The 16900-nt window shown below is 46.4% G+C and carries 18 protein-coding genes; 14 read left to right on the plus strand and 4 right to left on the minus strand.

Translation table 11 applies throughout. The annotated features are described in order from the left end of the window. Positions 1–9 precede the first annotated feature (9 nt). Positions 10–531, plus strand: a complete 522-nt coding sequence (locus tag ASG33_RS20620; RefSeq protein WP_056289894.1) for a DinB family protein — start codon at positions 10–12, stop codon at positions 529–531. Positions 532–545: 14 nt separating this feature from the next. On the opposite strand, the gene ASG33_RS20625 is transcribed toward ASG33_RS20620, so the two are convergent. Next, positions 546–1586 (minus strand): zinc dependent phospholipase C family protein, encoded by a 1041-nt coding sequence (locus ASG33_RS20625; RefSeq protein ID WP_056289897.1) that lies wholly within the window; start codon positions 1584–1586, stop codon positions 546–548. Positions 1587–1932: 346 nt separating this feature from the next. Here ASG33_RS20625 and ASG33_RS20630 point away from each other — a divergent pair, with 346 nt between their 5' ends. Beyond that, positions 1933–2337 (plus strand): Dabb family protein, encoded by a 405-nt coding sequence (locus ASG33_RS20630; protein ID WP_056289899.1) that lies wholly within the window; start codon positions 1933–1935, stop codon positions 2335–2337. 59 nt (positions 2338–2396) lie between these two features. On the opposite strand, the gene ung is transcribed toward ASG33_RS20630, so the two are convergent. Further along, the gene (ung, locus tag ASG33_RS20635) at positions 2397–3062 is read right to left on the minus strand and encodes a uracil-DNA glycosylase (RefSeq protein WP_056289901.1); all 666 of its coding nucleotides are present in this window, start codon (positions 3060–3062) and stop codon (positions 2397–2399) included. A 117-nt stretch (positions 3063–3179) separates the two neighbouring features. Between ung and apaG the strand changes: the two genes are divergently transcribed. From apaG to ASG33_RS20695, 12 genes are all read left to right on the plus strand, one after another. Further along, complete coding sequence (gene apaG / locus ASG33_RS20640) at positions 3180–3566, plus strand: Co2+/Mg2+ efflux protein ApaG (protein WP_056289904.1); 387 nt, start codon at positions 3180–3182, stop codon at positions 3564–3566. Between the two features lie 44 nt (positions 3567–3610). Next, positions 3611–4384 carry an O-methyltransferase gene (locus ASG33_RS20645; RefSeq protein ID WP_056289907.1) on the plus strand — a complete coding sequence of 258 codons (774 nt, stop codon included), beginning with the start codon at positions 3611–3613 and terminating at the stop codon, positions 4382–4384. A gap of 110 nt (positions 4385–4494) precedes the next feature. After that, positions 4495–5463 (plus strand): DUF2157 domain-containing protein, encoded by a 969-nt coding sequence (locus tag ASG33_RS20650; RefSeq protein WP_056289909.1) that lies wholly within the window; start codon positions 4495–4497, stop codon positions 5461–5463. After that, on the plus strand, positions 5460–6596 hold the full coding sequence (locus ASG33_RS20655; RefSeq protein ID WP_056289914.1) for a hypothetical protein: 1137 nt from the start codon (positions 5460–5462) through the stop codon (positions 6594–6596). The genes ASG33_RS20650 and ASG33_RS20655 overlap by 4 nt, the downstream gene beginning before the upstream one ends. Before the next feature lie 56 nt (positions 6597–6652). Next, the gene (locus ASG33_RS20660) at positions 6653–7630 is read left to right on the plus strand and encodes a glycoside hydrolase family 43 protein (protein WP_056289917.1); all 978 of its coding nucleotides are present in this window, start codon (positions 6653–6655) and stop codon (positions 7628–7630) included. Positions 7631–7638: 8 nt separating this feature from the next. Beyond that, a complete protein-coding gene (locus ASG33_RS20665; RefSeq protein WP_056289920.1) occupies positions 7639–9675 on the plus strand; it encodes a T9SS type A sorting domain-containing protein in 2037 nt (678 codons plus the stop codon). Positions 9676–9710: 35 nt separating this feature from the next. Then, entirely contained in the window at positions 9711–10772 is a 1062-nt protein-coding gene (locus tag ASG33_RS20670; RefSeq protein WP_056289923.1) for an endonuclease/exonuclease/phosphatase family protein, read from the plus strand. A gap of 83 nt (positions 10773–10855) precedes the next feature. Further along, positions 10856–11623 (plus strand): EcsC family protein, encoded by a 768-nt coding sequence (locus ASG33_RS20675; protein ID WP_056289928.1) that lies wholly within the window; start codon positions 10856–10858, stop codon positions 11621–11623. Between the two features lie 42 nt (positions 11624–11665). Continuing rightward, entirely contained in the window at positions 11666–12454 is a 789-nt protein-coding gene (locus ASG33_RS20680; protein WP_056289931.1) for an ABC transporter permease, read from the plus strand. 1 nt (position 12455) lies between these two features. Beyond that, positions 12456–13220: an ABC transporter ATP-binding protein gene (locus tag ASG33_RS20685; RefSeq protein WP_056289934.1), complete on the plus strand. Its 765-nt coding sequence runs from the start codon at positions 12456–12458 to the stop codon at positions 13218–13220. Positions 13221–13223: 3 nt separating this feature from the next. Continuing rightward, positions 13224–14237 (plus strand): MlaD family protein, encoded by a 1014-nt coding sequence (locus tag ASG33_RS20690; RefSeq protein WP_056289938.1) that lies wholly within the window; start codon positions 13224–13226, stop codon positions 14235–14237. 102 nt (positions 14238–14339) lie between these two features. Then, entirely contained in the window at positions 14340–14708 is a 369-nt protein-coding gene (locus tag ASG33_RS20695; RefSeq protein ID WP_056289941.1) for an Hpt domain-containing protein, read from the plus strand. A gap of 21 nt (positions 14709–14729) precedes the next feature. On the opposite strand, the gene ASG33_RS20700 is transcribed toward ASG33_RS20695, so the two are convergent. Together ASG33_RS20700 and ASG33_RS20705 are read right to left on the minus strand one after the other, a co-directional pair. Then, positions 14730–15914 carry a glycosyltransferase family 2 protein gene (locus ASG33_RS20700; RefSeq protein ID WP_056289944.1) on the minus strand — a complete coding sequence of 395 codons (1185 nt, stop codon included), beginning with the start codon at positions 15912–15914 and terminating at the stop codon, positions 14730–14732. Between the two features lie 3 nt (positions 15915–15917). After that, positions 15918–16835 (minus strand): glycosyltransferase family 2 protein, encoded by a 918-nt coding sequence (locus tag ASG33_RS20705; RefSeq protein ID WP_056289948.1) that lies wholly within the window; start codon positions 16833–16835, stop codon positions 15918–15920. Between the last annotated feature and the right edge of the window lie 65 nt (positions 16836–16900).

Consider the following 16900-nt stretch of genomic DNA (forward strand, 5'->3'; position numbering starts at 1 on the left):
CTTGGGCAGATGAATGCAAAATCAAATCTGGAAGTCTGGCTGCGTGGCCCCCTGCCCGATCTTACGCCCGCGTTGCAGCCCGTAGCACATGCATTATTGCAGGCTGTTGAAGAATTATCCGCCATCGCGCCTCAGTTCCCTGCTTCATTATTGTGGGAAAAACCGGCGGGCGTCGCTTCGGTCGGCTTTCACTTGCAGCACCTCACCGGTGTGCTAGACCGGCTTTTCACTTACGCCAGACAGGAATCTTTAACAGAAAGCCAGATGGAATACCTCAAAAACGAGGGTATACCGCAGGAAAGCATCTCTTTTCATTTCCTATTGCAGCAATTTAAAAATCAGGTCGACATGGCAATCAATCAGCTGAAACAAGCGGACGAAACTACATTGTCGGAGATCAGATATGTCGGCCGCGCAATGATCCCTTCCACTCAGCTGGGCTTGTTGTTTCATGCGGCAGAGCATACCCAACGGCATTTGGGACAATTATTGGTGACAGCGAAGGTATTAATGGCCGGAGAAAAGATCTAGAGATAACTTGCCTGTCACAGAAGTGTTCGGTTGCATTCATTATCCCCTTCCTGCCTCACGTTCTTGACTGGTTCGGTTTGCGGCTCCTCCTGCGTCGTCTCTGCTGCCTGTACCGGATTTACAAGCGACTTTAGATCCGGCTGCCCAGCGTTGATCCAGCAGGTGTACCAAAGATCACTTACCATTTCAATGGAAGCTTTCATTCTCCGCTCGACCTGACCTTGAAGCATCCGGTGGTATTTTTCGGAAAACTCCCTTGAATAACTCCGGGTAAGTACATTATTGCGAAGTTCATAGCTGTACTTGGCATCTTTTCTAACCTGCTCTGTCAGTTCTTTTTCAAACAAAAACACTGAATCAACGCACGCATGCGATGCAGCGATGGCCACCCAGGCTTTCTCGGCAATGCGATCCATGTACGTAGCCTGGCCAATCCATAAATCATATTCCTCAGCAAACAACTCAGGTAACCTTGACTCCCAAAAACCATGGATCCCTTCCTGATTGCTTAACTGTCCATTATAGTTGCGGGTGGTATGCAGGGGAACATGCGCATCTGCGACGTAGTGACCCAGATCAGCAGACACACGCAATATCCTCGCCGCATTCTTCTCTTTAAAAGCTTCGGTGAGCTGGTATGCCGATAGTTGTATCTGCCAGGGAACAATGCCGTGCTTACGGAGACTATCCTCGCCAAATCTAACTACCGCTGCCTGCCAGAACTTTGGCAAAATCTTCAATGCACTGTCGCCGTACATATCCAGGTCGATGTAGTGCCGCTCAGCTTCGCCTACTACCGCATACCTTCTTTTGTCCGGATTAGTAGCATTCTCAGTAATGAAATCGATGTGTTTTTTGTAAAAAACCTGCATTGCAGCTGGCAAGCGGAAAACTGCCATCCGGTTTATTCTTTTGTGCGCCCAAAATCCCCATTGCGGTTTATACACCTGAATAGCATTCGTAAATGCATTCTGCTGATTGAAAAGCAGCATTAAACAAAGCACAAAGCTGAAAATTCCTGATTTCCCCTTCAATCTGAAAAATAATGCGTCCATATAAAATTTGGATGGTTGTTAAGCAGCTTACAACACCCGTTTTGACGCACTCTGCACTTTTAGGTCACTTAATCTTTGATTTTGAAGCTGAGTTTACTTATTCTACAAATTTTAGCAGGCAAAATTTACCGAAACAAAACATTGTAGCAGGTGAATATAGACAGCGGCTATAAAGTCACTTGCCAAAGATTATTCTGACAATCAGCTGACAGGTTAATGATCCTTTTTCCTATTGTATAAATTGCAAAATAAGTTATATTTTATATATAAATAATACAATTAAGTAATATTGTTTTACCTTTGTAGCATCAAGATTATCATTGACTTAATTGATTTTGCTATAAAAATGAAGACAAGAAATAAAACATTGGGTTACCTGGTTCCCGTCTTTGCGCTGTGCGTATTTATGTTGATTATTTACGGAGCTTACGTTCCGCACAGACCAGCGGAAACGCAGAAAGTAGTTTGCATCAAATTTAAAGAAGGAGTTACTTCCGAGGATATCGAAAAGCATTTAAGAGATTTCGCTTCCATGAAGAGCTCGGTAAAAGACCTGGTAGCTTACTCAGCCGGCCGCGTTCAGAAAGCCGAAGGAAGCACAAATGAATTTGACGTAATCCATTATCTGACTTTCCGTACGGATGAAAGTGCACAGCAATATGCTGCCAATGCAGATCGGAAAGCATTCATTCAAACCAACCAGGCACAATGGGACAAGGTTCTGGAAATGAATTCAGATATTGTAAAATAATAACAATAGTAATAGGAGTGAAAATTGGAAAAAGAGTCGGGCATCCCGACTCTTTTTTTTCACCATTCAATAGGTTCAAGCCCTTTTGATTCCAGATATGCATTGGCCTGGCTGAAATGATGCGTACCAAACCAGCCACCGCTGTTAGCTGACATAGGTGACGGATGCTTTGCTTTCAGGATCAAATGCTTGTTTGCATTAATAACAACCCCTTTATCCTGCGCATACCTTCCCCAGAGCATAAAAACCACATTCGTTTTTTCATCCGAAACGCACTTAATCACAGCATCGGTAAAGCGCTCCCAGCCACGGTTCTGGTGTGAACCTGCCTGACCGCTCTGAACGGTCAATGTTGCATTTAAAAGCAATACTCCCTGCTTGGCCCACCTTTCCAGATTGCCGCTCTTGGGAATGGGTTTTCCCAAATCATCCTGAATTTCTTTGAAAATATTAACGAGAGAAGGTGGTATCCTCACCCCGTCGTTCACCGAAAAACAAAGTCCGTGCGCCTGGCCGGGACCGTGATAAGGATCCTGGCCCAGTATTACTACCCTGCATTCATCAAACGGGCAAAAATTGAAGGCATTGAATATTTGCTTTGCCGGCGGGAAGATCTGTTTGGTCTTATATTCCTCCTTTACAAATGCGGTCAGCGTTTCAAAATAAGGCTTCTCAAACTCTCCCTGCAGTTTCTCTTTCCACGAAGGCTCTATCTTTACATCCATATTTTAGTCTTTAGTTTCGCCACCCAAATTATATGTTTTTGATTTGGTTTTATCAGTATTTGATTGCTATTTTCGTTTACATGGAAGTACCGCTAATTACCAACACCCTCAATCCATATGGTTTCTAAAGTGACAGATGGTGTGAAAGTCACCGTTTTGACAGAATATCAGCCGGACTACTCCAATCCAGGTCAGGACCATTATGTTTTCACTTACAAAATCCTGATTGAAAATCATAGTGAGCACACAGTGAAGCTTTTACGCAGGCACTGGCTGATCCACGATGCAAACGGAACCGTGCGCGAAGTGGAAGGTGCAGGCATTGTAGGCTTGCAACCCATTCTCGAACCCGGAGATGTACATGATTATGTATCAGGCTGCAATCTTAAAACCGATTTGGGAAAGATGGCTGGAACTTACCTGATGGAGCGCGTGCTCGACGGCCGCCAGTTCCGGGTTATCATTCCTGCATTCTCATTGGTAGCTCCCTACCGCCTTAACTAGCGGGTTAATCGCAGCTACCCTCTTCATTATTTAAATTTCATCCATTGATTGCCGCTTACTTCAAGTACCTCTTCCGCTCGGGAAATGCACATGCGATCCATTCGCCATTTGTGTTTGATCTTTACAACCGTGTAATCAATGTTAAAGACCGGAATGAAGACTATGCGAAGATTAAAAAGCTCCGGAAAAAGCTGCTTTCATCCACAGAAGTGATCGAGATCGTAGACCTGGGTGCGGGTTCCCGGGTTAATAAATCGAACAGGCGTAAAATCAAAACGATTACCAGAAATGCAGAAAAGCCTGAAAAATTCGGCCGTCTGTTTTATCGTTTAGTTCAAAATTTCCAATCACAAAATATAGTAGAACTGGGTACTTCGCTAGGACTTACCACGCTCTATCTATCCAAAGCAAACCCGGCCGCCCGCATCACCAGCTTCGAAGGCTGCCCACAGACAGCAGCAAAGGCCCGTGAACATTTTGCAAGTATGGGCGCTGCGAACATTGAGATTGTATTGGGTAACATTGACCAAACCCTGCCGGAGAAACTATGCATGCTCGATCAGAAGATTGACTTTTTGTATGTTGACGCCAATCACCGCTACGAACCAACTGTCCGCTATTTCAAAGACTGCCTGCCTTACGCGCACAACAACTCTGTTTTCATTTTTGATGATATTTATTGGTCAGAAGAAATGACTGCCGCCTGGAATTACATCAAGGCACATCCAAGTGTAACTGTCACAATCGACCTTTTCTGGGTGGGCATTGTCTTTTTCAGAGCGGAGCAAGTGAAAGAAGATTTTGTGCTTCGCATGTAGTATATACCCTTAGATAGTTGGAGACAACCGGGAAATAATTAAACTCGGCGCATACGGATCTTCGCTTTCGAAACTTACTAATTTGAAGCACACTTCGCCGCTCTACCAAAATGACTACAACAGAGGTTCTGAATGCATTAACCAGCAAAGGCATTATCTCCAACAAGCAGGCGGATACAATCCATTCTTTTGAAGCTGACAAAGCATTTTCCATTCACTGGGAACTGCGTTCCATTCTCTATCTCGGCATTCTGCTGTTCACGTCTGGACTGGGTATTCTGATTTACGAGAACATTGATACGATTGGTCACCAGGCGATCATCGCATTGATTGCGATCCTGATGGTGATTTGCTTCTGGTACACCTACAAACACCGCGTTCCTTTCAGTCTGGATGAAGTCCATAATCCCAACAAGTTTGTCAGCTACACACTGCTGATCGGGTGCATGCTTTTTCTTGCATTGGAAGGGTATCTCCAATTTCAATACACACTTTTTGGAACAAAATACGGTGCTGCGGTACTGTTACCCACCCTATTATTCTTCGTAACTGCTTACCGTTTCGACCATACCGGCGTACTTTCCATGGCGATAACGGGTCTCGCGTCCTGGCTTGGATTGACGATTGCACCGCTTTCGGTAATAGCAAAGAGCGATTTTACCGATGGGAGGCTGGTTTGGTCGGCTACGCTGCTGGGTGTGCTGCTGGTGGCTTTCGCATGGATATCTAACCTGAAAAGCTGGAAAGCTCACTTCGCAAATACCTATCTGCTGCTCGGTGGAAATCTGGCGTTTATAGCAACGTTAGCAGGTGCATTTACAATGGAGCCGCTGTTCGTTTTCTTCCTGTTTGGTATCACACTTGCTGTGTTCTTCATCTTATCAGCCCGCCGCGTGCATTCGCTGCTGTTTCTTCTGATGGGCATCGTTTACGGCTATGTTCACGTCACTTACCTGCTCGCAAAGCTGGTGGGCAATGAACTGGTGTTTGGACTGGCAACGGTTTATTTCACATTTTCCAGCATTGGTGTAATCCTGTTCCTGCTCAATTACAAAAAATTTCTGGGGATTAAACGATGATGAAAGCCTACAACAATCTCTGGGTTCAAAACAAGTACATTAAGCAAACCGCACACGAATGGTTTCGCAAAAACCTTCTTACAGCCAGTCAGCTGGAAGCGGTTAATGCGAATTTTACGAGCGAATTTTACCGGCCCGGTATATTCGTAACGATCGGACTTTTCTGTTTTGGGCTCCTTTCCTGCGCATTTTTCGGCGGCTTTGTCTCCATATTCTTCATCGGTGAGGGCTCCGATGCCACACTTTCGCTACTGAGCCTGTTTTGCGCCGCCTGCTTTACCTCCGCTTTGGAAGTATTGATCAGGGAGAGAAAACTGTTCCATTCGGGTGTAGACAATGCACTTTTGTATGCCGCATTACTGTCTGCATCAACGCCTGTTTTCCTGCTTTTTGAAAGTGCGCCTGCGGGAGTCTACTGCATTGTTACATTGCTGTTCCTTATCCCTTCTGTTTTAAGATACGCGGACCTCTTCGTTACTACTGCCGCCTTCTTCGTGCTCCTCATACTGGTTGGCTCCACATTCATCGGGTTCCCTCTCGGCAAGGCTCTCCTTCCGTTTATTTTGATGATCGTAGCTGCTGGTATCTATTATTCTGTCAGGAAGAACAATGATATTTATTACCTCAAATGTCAGCAAATCGTGGAGGCGCTCTCGCTGGCTGTGTTTTATGTTTGTGGAAATTATTTCGTTGTCCGCGAAGGCAATGCAATGCTGAACGATTTACCAGTTTCTGCGGAAATTAGTTTTTCCTACCTCTTCTACTTCCTTACAGCAGCAATCCCGGCGGCTTACATTTATTTTGGCCTGAAAAAACACGACCGAATATTATTTGTCACCGGCTTACTGGGAATTGTCGCCTCCGTGTTTACTTACCGGATGTACTTTTTTGAACTACCCCTTTCTCAGGAACTTACCATTGCAGGAGCGCTGCTGATCGTACTGGCGGCCGCATTGATCAGTTACCTGAAAACACCTCGTCACGGTATTTCCGATCAGCCTGGTAAGCGCAGGAGATTTGCCAATCTGGAAGCTATTCTGGTTGCTGAAAGCCTCGGGGATCTACCGGCAGATCCGGGAGTTAAGTTCGGCGGAGGAAATTTTGGTGGCGGCGGCGCAGGGGAGGCATATTAATTTAGGTAAAAATTATGAACTTTACCCGGGTTAAAACTTACGCCTGTTAACTTCTGATGAAAAACTATCTTTCCTTAATCCTGGTCTGCATTCTGAGTACCTATTCGTTTTCCCAGTCTGCGAAAAAAGCCGCAGGCAACCCTGTTTTTAAAGGCTGGTATGCAGATCCTGAGGGAATTATCTTCGACAAAACCTATTGGATTTACCCGACATACTCTGCTCCATACGAAGAGCAGGTGCATTTCGACGCATTTTCATCCAAAGATCTTGTAAACTGGAAAAAGCACGAGAATATCCTGGATACCTCATCCATTAAATGGGCAAAACGCGCTATGTGGGCGCCTTCCATTATCGAGAAGGACAAGAAATACTATTTTTTCTTCGGAGCAAATGACATTCAAAGCGATAATGAGCTGGGCGGAATAGGCGTGGCAGTTGCCGATAAACCGGAAGGTCCATTCAAAGATCACCTCGGCAAACCGCTGATCGATAAATTCCACAACAAAGCACAACCGATTGACCAATTCGTTTTCAGGGACAAAGACGGACAGTACTATCTTTTTTACGGCGGCTGGCGGCATTGCAATGTGGCCAAGCTGAAACCGGATTTCACCGGCTTTATTCCCTTTGAGGATGGAAGTACATTCCGCGAGGTAACCCCGAAAGGTTACGTGGAAGGTCCGTTTATGTTCATCAGAAATGGAAAATACTATTTCATGTGGTCAGAGGGCGGCTGGACAGGACCGAACTACTCAGTAGCTTACGCCATCGCAGACTCTCCTTTCGGGCCGTTCGAGCGTGTTGACAAGATATTGCAGCAAGACCCGAAAGTGGCCACCGGCGCCGGTCACCACTCGGTGATCCAGGTACCAGGCAAAGACGAATGGTATATCGTTTACCACAGAAGACCGCTGACAGAAACGGATGGAAATCACCGTGAGACCTGTATTGATGCGATGACCTTTGACGAGAAGGGATTTATCAATCCGGTCAAAATTACCTTTGAGGGTGTAAAGCCAGTTAAAATCAAATAATCCAGTCGATGAATTTGCTTCACCGCAACACTGAGCCCGGCCGAAAGTGGCTCGGAATCCTTCTTGTTATCGTGTTTCTCCTCGGAAGCGCAGGTGCTGGTCATGCTCAAAGGTTTTTCTCGGTCGTATTCGAGAAGCTCCCGCAGGACTATCAGCTGTACCCTCGTGACGAGAAGAGTGAAGCAAACATTCCGATCTCCGGAATCGTCGAAGTAGCCGGCTGGGACTATGTTTCGGTGCAAGTAACCAGAAACAATGCGCCTTTCAAGTATCTGAAAGCTAATCTGCAATATACGGGAGGCGGCAAAGTAGGTAAGTTCTCAACTGAAACGAAGATCAAGGCGGAGCTCGCCGGATATAATTTTGCAGTGTACGTATGCAAAGGAGCGGACTCTGTATTGGTGGTTAACAGAAAGGATGTCGTGAGTGGAGACGTGTACATTGTCTCGGGACAATCTAACTCCACCGGATTCTTCACAGAACCAGATACAACGCGCTTTTGCCGCACTTTTGGCAGGATTACGGACAACCTCAATACAGTGCCCTACAACCCCGCCGACACGCTTTGGTCGTACTCCAATATGAACCTTTACCAAAATGGTGTGGGTACAATGGGTTTTGAAATCCAGAAGCAGGTAATGCAAAAATCGGGCATTCCGAACTGCCTGATCAATGCAGGGTTTCACTGGTCGGCTGTGGGTGATCATGCGAAACGCAACGAGAACAATCCGGCGGACCTGAATACCGGGTACGGCAGAATGCTTTACCGGCTGCAAAAAGGCGGACTTGTCAATGCAGCTAAATCATACATTTTCCGGCAAGGTGAGACAGAAGCTTACCACGAAGCCTTTAACTGGCCCGGCAACTTTGATCACCTGCATAAGAACCTCAAACTCGATCTGCCCAACCTTCAAAAAATTTACATTTACCAGATCGATATCATTTATTTCCCATCCCCAACCGGTGCTGAAATACGAGATTATCAGCGCAGGCTTCCTGATATTTACAATGAGATCACCACAATTGCGACGGTAGGAACGGCCGAATTCGACGGGCTGCATTATGGGCGGGCGGGCAATCAGCAGAGCGGGTTCGAGCTTTCGAGGATTATCCTGAAAGATTTTTACAATTCCACAGACACTTCCAACATACTCTCTCCTTCGCTTAAAAAGGTTTTTTATAAAACCCAGGAAAAAAAACAGCTGGTACTGGTGTTTGACGAAGGTCAGGAGCTGGTTTACCCGACAACTTACCGCACTGCTTCCGGCGTAAACCTGGAAATGAAAGATTTCTTTTACCTGGACTGGGGATCAGGAATGGTAACTTCAGGAAAAGCCGAAGGCAACAAAATCCTGCTTGAACTTAGCGGTCCGCAGGGAGCGAATAGCATTAACTACCTGCCGATGTACCTTCCTGAGGGCGGCCCCTACTTTCCGTTTACCGGGCCTTACATCAGGAACAGCAAAGGAATGCGCGCGCTTACTTTCTACAATGTACCGATCGGAACTGCATTGTCAAAGCCTGTTCTGACAGCTGAAAAGCAGGGTGACACGGATGTAAAGCTCAGCTGGCAACTTGTAGAAGGAGCAAATAAGTACGTATTGGAGCGGCAATTGAAAGGCACCTCCGCGTTCAGCCGCATTGCAGTACTTGACTCGGTTACAACCCAGTTTGTTGATAAGCCCAATCATGCCGATAAAATCATATACCGGCTCAAAGCCGAGAACAAACTCGCTGAATCCGACCAGTATGGACTCGCTGAGATTGAAATGCCTGTTATCCTCGGCGTAGAGAAGGATCGGGGCGAGCTGTTTTCAGTTTACCCGAACCCGGCACGTAAAAATGACCGCCTCAGCGTAAAGTTCAACAAATCAGTTACAGGTGAAATCAGCTTTTTAGATATGAATGGACACGCATTGTCGCAACAGGCTGTCCGGAATGAAACAGAAACCATTATTACAGTACCTGGCGGGGTCCAGGGCATTCATTTGATCAGGCTGAAAGCCGGTGAAAAGGAATGGACAAAGAAAGTTTGGGTACAATAGCCCGACATATAGATACCATCGTGAATTAACTCAACATGCATTCTCTTCAAACAGGCCTGGAAATTGCCGGGGCAATTATTGTACTCTTTTCCCTGATTCCGCTGGTCAGAAATGATTTCTGGGCATTCAGAGTTTTCGAATATCCCAGGTTACAAAAGCTTTTTCTCAACGTACTGATCCTGATCCTTTATCTGGCGCTATTCAGGATTTCTACACCTTTTCAGATCGGCGTCGTGGCAGTATTGCTGCTGAATACTGGTTACCTCGTTTACCAGGTTTTTCCATTTACTTTTCTGTCCAAACGTACGTTGCTGAAAGCAGACAGGAATGATCCTGATAATACGGTGAGCATTATTTCTTCCAATGTGTACCAGCATAACAAGAATATAGCAGGCTGTCTGAAAGTGTTGAAGAAGTACAATCCGGACATTATACTGCTGCTTGAAACAGACGAATTCTGGCGAAAAGGTACCGAAGAGCTTACAAAAAGCTACCCTTACCAGCAGCTTGTTCCACTCGAAAATACGTATGGAATGCTGCTGTATTCCCGGCTTAAACTGATGGATACGGAAGTCCGGCACCTGGTGGATGAAGAGATACCTTCCATTAAAACCTGCGTAGAATTGCCCTCAGGCAAGAATTTCCAGCTGCATTGCGTGCACCCTACCCCGCCGGTACCGGGTGAAAATGTGTACTCCACCGAGCGCGACAAAGAACTGTTGCTGGTAGCCAAAGAAGTAAAAGAATGCCCGATTCCCACGATCGTAGTGGGCGACCTGAATGACGTGGCGTGGTCATACACAACGCAGCTTTTCAAGAAAATCAGCGGAACGCTCGACCCGCGTGAAGGTCGCGGCTTCTTCAATACTTTCCATGCGAGGTACCCTTTCCTGAGATTTCCCCTCGATCACGTTTTTTGCACCACGCACTTCAAACTGATCCATTTGAAAAGACTGGAAAACTTTTCCTCCGACCACTTCCCGATCCTGATTTCACTCCAGTATGAACCTGCTGCAGAAAAGCAGCAGGAAGAGCCGGAACCAGACAAAGAAGACCTTGAATTAGCCGAAGAAAAGATTAGTAAGGAGACTGAGTAATGATTTGGAATGATTTTTGCTAAACAAGATCAAATTCGAATTGTTAACGTACTCTATCCTTCCCGATCTTGATTTTGACTGATATGCATTTCAGCACATACGAGGAAAATACCAGACTTGAACTGTTGAAGTGGCAGCACAAAATGCAGAAGCGGCCGAACTTTGTTGATCGTACTTCGAAGGCTGTTCAGGACAAAATCAATAATATCATCCCGGATAAGGTTCATCAGGCAATTACTGCGACTATCAAACAGATGATCCGTGCGGTACTCACCGGCGCGGAGTTCACAACCGGCATTCCCCGGGAGCGACACAGCCTGGAAGAAATTGAAACCGAGGTCAAGAAACGCATTGAATTTTATAAAAAAGCCAGTGCTGCGGAAGGTGGTATCACCGGCGCAGGCGGCTTCCTGCTTGCACTCGCCGAGTTCCCCATTCTGATCGGGATCAAATTGAAGCTGCTTTTCGAGATCGCCGCGCTGTACGGCCGACCTGTAAACGATTATAAAGAGCGGCTTTTTATCCTGCATGTTTTCCAGCTTGCTTTTTCAAGCCAGAAACAAAGACAGCACGTTTTCAGCCAAATGCAGGACTGGCAAGTGAAGAGCCAGTTTTTGCCGGATGATATCCATCAGTTCGACTGGAAAACCTTTCAGCAAGAATACCGCGATTATATTGATCTCGCCAAAATGGCGCAGCTGATACCTGGGATCGGAGCGGCAGTGGGCGTGATCGTAAACTATCGCCTGCTGGACAAACTTGGAAAAACAGCTATGAATGCATACAGAATGAGGTGGTTTGAAGAGAGATCGCTGCCGGGAGCTAAACCAGCTATCCCATTGAGCATCTGAAAAGAAGCAACGAAACACAAAAGTCACTTTGCCAAAAATTGAATGAGCACAAAGAAAAGGGAACACGTTTACACAAAAGGTTTAGACTCAGCCTTCCTGGCGGTTTATAATGGCTACGTATTCTTTATCAGGTTTTTCCGCGAAGTCTTCAAAGGCCGGATGGAATTTCAGGAGATCGTGAAGCAATGTTACGCGATCGGAAACAAGTCGCTGCTGCTGATCGGAATGACGGGCTTTATCACCGGAATGGTATTTACAAAACAGTCGCGGCCCTCGCTGGCCGAATTCGGCGCGGTATCCTGGCTGCCTTCACTGGTTGCTATTGCTATCGTCCGCGCGCTGGCTGCGCTCGTAACTGCATTGATCAGCGCCGGTAAAATCGGGTCGAGCATCGGTGCTGAGCTGGGTTCGATGCGCGTTACCGAGCAGATCGACGCGATGGAAGTATCGGCTGTTAACCCATTCAAATTCCTGGTGGTAACAAGGGTGCTCGCTTCCACCATCGCTATTCCCATTCTGATGTTCTACTGTACGCTCGTGAGCTTGTTGGGCGCGTTCCTCAATGTAACACTCAATGAAGGGACAAGTTTTATTGCATTCTTCGAAAGCGCATTCGAGCAGATAACCTTTCTGGATATTTTCACCTCACTCGCCAAAGCAATTGCTTACGGTTTCACAATCGGGATTGTGGGGTGTTACCAGGGTTACAATGCGAGTAAGGGGACGGAAGGAGTTGGAAAGGCAGCCAACTCGGCTGTGGTAATTTCGATGTTCCTCATTTTTATCGAGGAAGTGATCATTGTTCAGGTATCTAATTATTTCAGGATATAAAATGGAAGAAGTAACTCAGCCAGAAGCGCCGGTTATCGACATCGAAGACCTTCACAAGTCTTTCGGGAGCCTGCATGTGCTTCGCGGAGTAGATTTGAAGGTCGAAAAAGGTGAAAACGTGGTGGTACTGGGCCGCTCCGGAACTGGTAAGTCGGTACTGATCAAGATCATAGCCGGCCTACTTAAACAGGATCGGGGCAAGTGCATTGTTTTGGGCAGAGAAGTATCTCAGCTCAATGAAAAAGAACTGAGGGAATTGCGGATGAAAATCGGCTTTTCCTTTCAGAACAGTGCGCTCTATGATAGTATGACCGTAAGGGAAAACCTTGAATTCCCGCTCGTAAGGAATGTGGCGAACCTGACCCGCGCGGAGATCAACGAGCAGGTGGAATATGTACTGGATGCGGTCGGCCTTTTACAGACCATTAATCAGGTACCCTCGGAATTGTCAGGCGGGCAGCGTAAACGGATCGGTATTGCAAGGACATTGATCCTCAAACCGGAAATCATGCTTTACGACGAACCTACTGCCGGACTGGATCCGATCACATGTCTGGAAATTAACGAGCTGATCAACGAGGTAAAAGAAAAATACCACACCAGCTCGATCATCATCACACACGACCTTACCTGTGCCCGCGCGACCGGGGATAAAATAGCAATGCTGCTTGACGGGACATTCGTGAAACAAGGCACATTCGAGGAGGTATTTAGTTCAGAAGAAGAGAGAATCAAGAGTTTTTACGACTATAATTTTATTCAGTAAATAATGGAAACATCAACAAGAAGACGCTCTATCACCGTTGGCCTGTTTGTAATAATAGGAATTCTGATTTTTGTAGTCGGAATACTCACGATCGGGAGTATGAAAAAGGTATTTTCTTCCACCATTAGTGTCAAAACCATTTTTGATGACGTGAACGGGCTTAAACCCGGCAACAACATCTGGTACTCGGGGGTGAAGATCGGTACAGTTAAGTCCATTCGCTTTTTAGGTAACTCGCGGGTAGAGGTGCTGCTGAACATCGAAGAAAAATCTCAGGAGTTTATCCGCAAGAATGCAAAAGCCAAGGTCAGCACGGACGGTTTGATCGGAAATAAGATCATTGTCATTTACGGCGGCACGCAAAAGGTACCTTCTGTGGAAGACGGCGACGAGCTGGTTGTAGAAAAAATAGAGAGTACCGAGGAAATGCTCGCGGTTTTATCCGAAAACAACAAAAATCTGCTCGGGATAACCAGTGCCTTCAAAACGATCAGCAAGAACATCCTGGAAGGAAAAGGAACCGTGGGTATGCTTCTGAACGACGAGCGGCTTTACAACGATGTGGACCAAACCCTGGCCTCATTGAAAAAGGCTTCTGTTAATGCGCAGGCAATGACCGCTTCTCTCTCCGGATTTTCTCAGAAATTGAACCAGAAAGGTGGCCTGGCAAATGATTTTGCAACCGATACAGTTATCATGAGAGACCTGCGCGGAACAATCGGCAGATTGAATGAGACAGTTTCTTCTGCGAATGTGATGGTAAACAACCTGAAAACAGCCAGCGCTGAACTTAACTCAAACACTACCAGCCCAATCGGTGTGTTACTGCACGACGAAACTACGGCAGCAAACCTGAAAGGAACCCTTCAAAACCTGGAAACCAGCACTGAAAAACTGGATGAAAATATGACCGCTTTAAGGTCTAACTTCCTGTTCCGCAGGTACTTTAAGAAGAAGGCAAAAGAAGAAGCGAAACAACCTGCAAAAGAAGAAACAAAAGCAGAAGGAAATCAATAATTGTTATAGTTTTGCGACGTGCAAGGGTTACCAGCGGTATCCTTGCACGTTTACTTTTACCTCAACCAACCTCTTATCCGGAATACTTTTAACTCAGAAATAATGGCTTTAAACCTTAACCCAGCTCTGGATCTTGCCTATATCGATCAGGCTTATGGAGACGATCCGGTCATCCTTTACATGATTTTTGACGCATTTCTGAGCGATTCCCTTCCGCGCTGGCGGGCATTGGAGCTGGCACTTGAAACCGATAATAAAAAAGAAGCCGCAAGCATTGTCCACGGATTGAAACCCTCTTTTACAATGGCGGGATTAACAGGTATCCGCCCGCGCGTCGAGATCCTGGAACGCGCCATTAAAGACAATGAAACCAATGACGCACTCATGAACATGTACGTGGAGATCAACACGGATATCAATGTTTTCCTGCCTATTCTGGAAGAAGAATCAGCTCGCCTTAAAGCAATGTAATTACAGGCTTACGGGCAAAGACTAGTAAGTAGCAGTTGCGCTTTTCCGGCGGGACTTATCCCAGGCCGCGCTTTGTGAGCCTTTGATATACCGCCGTATTCCTGCCAATACCGCATAATTCATCACGCAGAAATAGTAAGGAACGAACAAGGCTTTCACCTTGATTTTCCGCTTTTCGAGCAACCAGCCCAGCAGTGCCGCGCCGTAGAAGAAAACCTGCCCGGCAAGGATCAGGCTGTAAAACCACCCGCCTCCATCGGCAACGATCCAGATGTTAAGTACAAATGAAAGGATCATCAGAAAAGGTGTGACTGTCCACCTGAGTACGCGGTGACTGATGTACTGAAATGACAGCAGGGGCGAATGAAACGGGTTCAGCAGTTTTTTGAGCCGCAGAATGGATTGTATCCCGCCCGCAGCAATGCGCACTTTTCGTTTCAGCTCCTCCTTGATATCTTCCGACGAAAGCTCCGAAGCGTAGGCAGCAGGCTCGTAGATAATGCGGTAACCTTGCTGGGCAATGCGCATTGAAATCATAAAATCATCGAGAATAGTATCGGGCTCCACATCCGTGTAAAGGGAATTCCGCACGCTGAACAATTCTCCTGCCGCCCCGACGACCGAATAAAGCTCTGAATCCCATTTCTTCAATGTCGATTCGTACTTCCAGTAAAAGCCTTCCCCGGCAGTTGCATCCGAAACTTCTTCCTGCTGTACGCGTTTTTCGCCGGACACTGCGCCTACAGTCGGGTCGGCATAGTGCCTTGCGATCAGCATCAATGCGTCTTTGTTGAGGAAAGTATTTGCATCGGTAAAAACAACTACCTCGGAATTCACCTCCTTCATTGCCCGGTGCATGGCCAGGATTTTACCGCTTCTCACCGGTGTATGCATCAGCTTGATCTGGTCGTAAGCGGCTACCAGTTCCGGCGTACGATCCGACGAACCATCTGTAACGAACACCAGGCTCAGTTTGTCTGCGGGGTATGACAGCTGTAAGGTATTGGCGATCTTCTCTTCAATGATGCTCTCTTCGTTGTACGCAGCAATGATCAGCGTCAATGTCGGAAAGTCCTGATCGAAACCGGGTATTGGCCGGTTTCCTTTGATAATCCTGCGCAGTCTTACCAGAATGTACAGCACGATCCCGTAGCCAAGAAACGTGTAAAAAACGACGAAAAGGCTGAGCCAGAAGAGGAGTTCCATATGTTAACGTTTCAAATTAAAACCCAGGTTGTTGCTGTCCGCCTTGTTAGTGAAATGCCAGGCAATTGCACTCAGAAACACGGGAATAAAGCTGTACTCTTTGTTTTTGATGTATTTGAAGATATTTCGCGGGGCAACTGTAAGGAGAAAGTAGCAACAGAAAATGAAGAAGGTAAGTCCGGGTGCATTTTTTCGGATGAAGAGAATCCGGTTGCGGTTCATGAAAAACTCTTTCAATGCAGTTCTCTTTCCGACTGAAACGGACTCTTTGTGGTAGATCAATGCAGATAAGTCTACATGAATTTCATAGCCCGCCTTCCTGATGCGCTCGCACCAGTCCAGCTCTTCATAGTACAGAAAGTAATTTTCCGCCATTAAACCGGCCTTTTCAATTGCTTCGCGCCGCACCATCATGGCCGCGCCGTGCGCATAGCCGGTTTCTCCGCTGAGCGAATCGTACTGTCCCCTATCCTCTTCAAACTGGCCAATGCAAGCATTTCGGGCAGTATAATAATTCATGGGGGTATAGCCGGTGTACTGCAGCATTTTCGGGTGATCAAAGTAGTTGATCTTCGGAGAGATCATTCCGATTCTCGGATTCTCTTCCAGCTGAGCGACGAGCTTTCTGATCAGATCCGGCGTAACCTCGGTGTCATTATTGATCAAAAACAGGTAGTTACCTGTCGCTTGTGCAATCCCGATATTGTTCCCTCCTGCAAATCCGGTGTTCTTTTCAGAGCGGATAAATTTCACGTGCGGATAGCGTGGCTTCCAGGCAGGTACCGGGTCTATTGTGCTTCCGTTATCAACCACAATGATTTCCAGGTCAGGATAATTATTAACCTCTTCAAGTGATCTGAGCAGATCTTCGGTAACCTGAGGCTGGTTAAAATTAACCGTCACAATGGAAACTGTTTTCATTCTAAAAATGACTGCGGGAAAGTGTTCGGAAAGAGGGAATATTTTTGTTGTTTTGTAGAACTATT

Source organism: Dyadobacter sp. Leaf189 (assembly GCF_001424405.1).
In the GTDB taxonomy this organism is placed as follows: domain Bacteria; phylum Bacteroidota; class Bacteroidia; order Cytophagales; family Spirosomataceae; genus Dyadobacter.

Bases quoted from the DNA above. Each gene is read 5' to 3' on its own strand.
- apaG (WP_056289904.1), top strand. From the start codon at position 3,180: ATGGTTTCTAAAGTGACAGATGGTGTGAAAGTCACCGTTTTGACAGAA.
- ASG33_RS20690 (WP_056289938.1), top strand. From the start codon at position 13,224: ATGGAAACATCAACAAGAAGACGCTCTATCACCGTTGGCCTGTTTGTA.
- ASG33_RS20675 (WP_056289928.1), top strand. From the start codon at position 10,856: ATGCATTTCAGCACATACGAGGAAAATACCAGACTTGAACTGTTGAAG.
- ASG33_RS20705 (WP_056289948.1), bottom strand. From the start codon at position 16,835: ATGAAAACAGTTTCCATTGTGACGGTTAATTTTAACCAGCCTCAGGTT.
- ASG33_RS20660 (WP_056289917.1), top strand. From the start codon at position 6,653: ATGAAAAACTATCTTTCCTTAATCCTGGTCTGCATTCTGAGTACCTAT.
- ASG33_RS20665 (WP_056289920.1), top strand. From the start codon at position 7,639: ATGAATTTGCTTCACCGCAACACTGAGCCCGGCCGAAAGTGGCTCGGA.
- ASG33_RS20630 (WP_056289899.1), top strand. From the start codon at position 1,933: ATGAAGACAAGAAATAAAACATTGGGTTACCTGGTTCCCGTCTTTGCG.
- ASG33_RS20695 (WP_056289941.1), top strand. From the start codon at position 14,340: ATGGCTTTAAACCTTAACCCAGCTCTGGATCTTGCCTATATCGATCAG.
- ASG33_RS20670 (WP_056289923.1), top strand. From the start codon at position 9,711: ATGCATTCTCTTCAAACAGGCCTGGAAATTGCCGGGGCAATTATTGTA.
- ASG33_RS20620 (WP_056289894.1), top strand. From the start codon at position 10: ATGAATGCAAAATCAAATCTGGAAGTCTGGCTGCGTGGCCCCCTGCCC.
- ASG33_RS20655 (WP_056289914.1), top strand. From the start codon at position 5,460: ATGATGAAAGCCTACAACAATCTCTGGGTTCAAAACAAGTACATTAAG.
- ASG33_RS20685 (WP_056289934.1), top strand. From the start codon at position 12,456: ATGGAAGAAGTAACTCAGCCAGAAGCGCCGGTTATCGACATCGAAGAC.
- ASG33_RS20650 (WP_056289909.1), top strand. From the start codon at position 4,495: ATGACTACAACAGAGGTTCTGAATGCATTAACCAGCAAAGGCATTATC.
- ASG33_RS20625 (WP_056289897.1), bottom strand. From the start codon at position 1,586: ATGGACGCATTATTTTTCAGATTGAAGGGGAAATCAGGAATTTTCAGC.
- ung (WP_056289901.1), bottom strand. From the start codon at position 3,062: ATGGATGTAAAGATAGAGCCTTCGTGGAAAGAGAAACTGCAGGGAGAG.
- ASG33_RS20700 (WP_056289944.1), bottom strand. From the start codon at position 15,914: ATGGAACTCCTCTTCTGGCTCAGCCTTTTCGTCGTTTTTTACACGTTT.
- ASG33_RS20680 (WP_056289931.1), top strand. From the start codon at position 11,666: ATGAGCACAAAGAAAAGGGAACACGTTTACACAAAAGGTTTAGACTCA.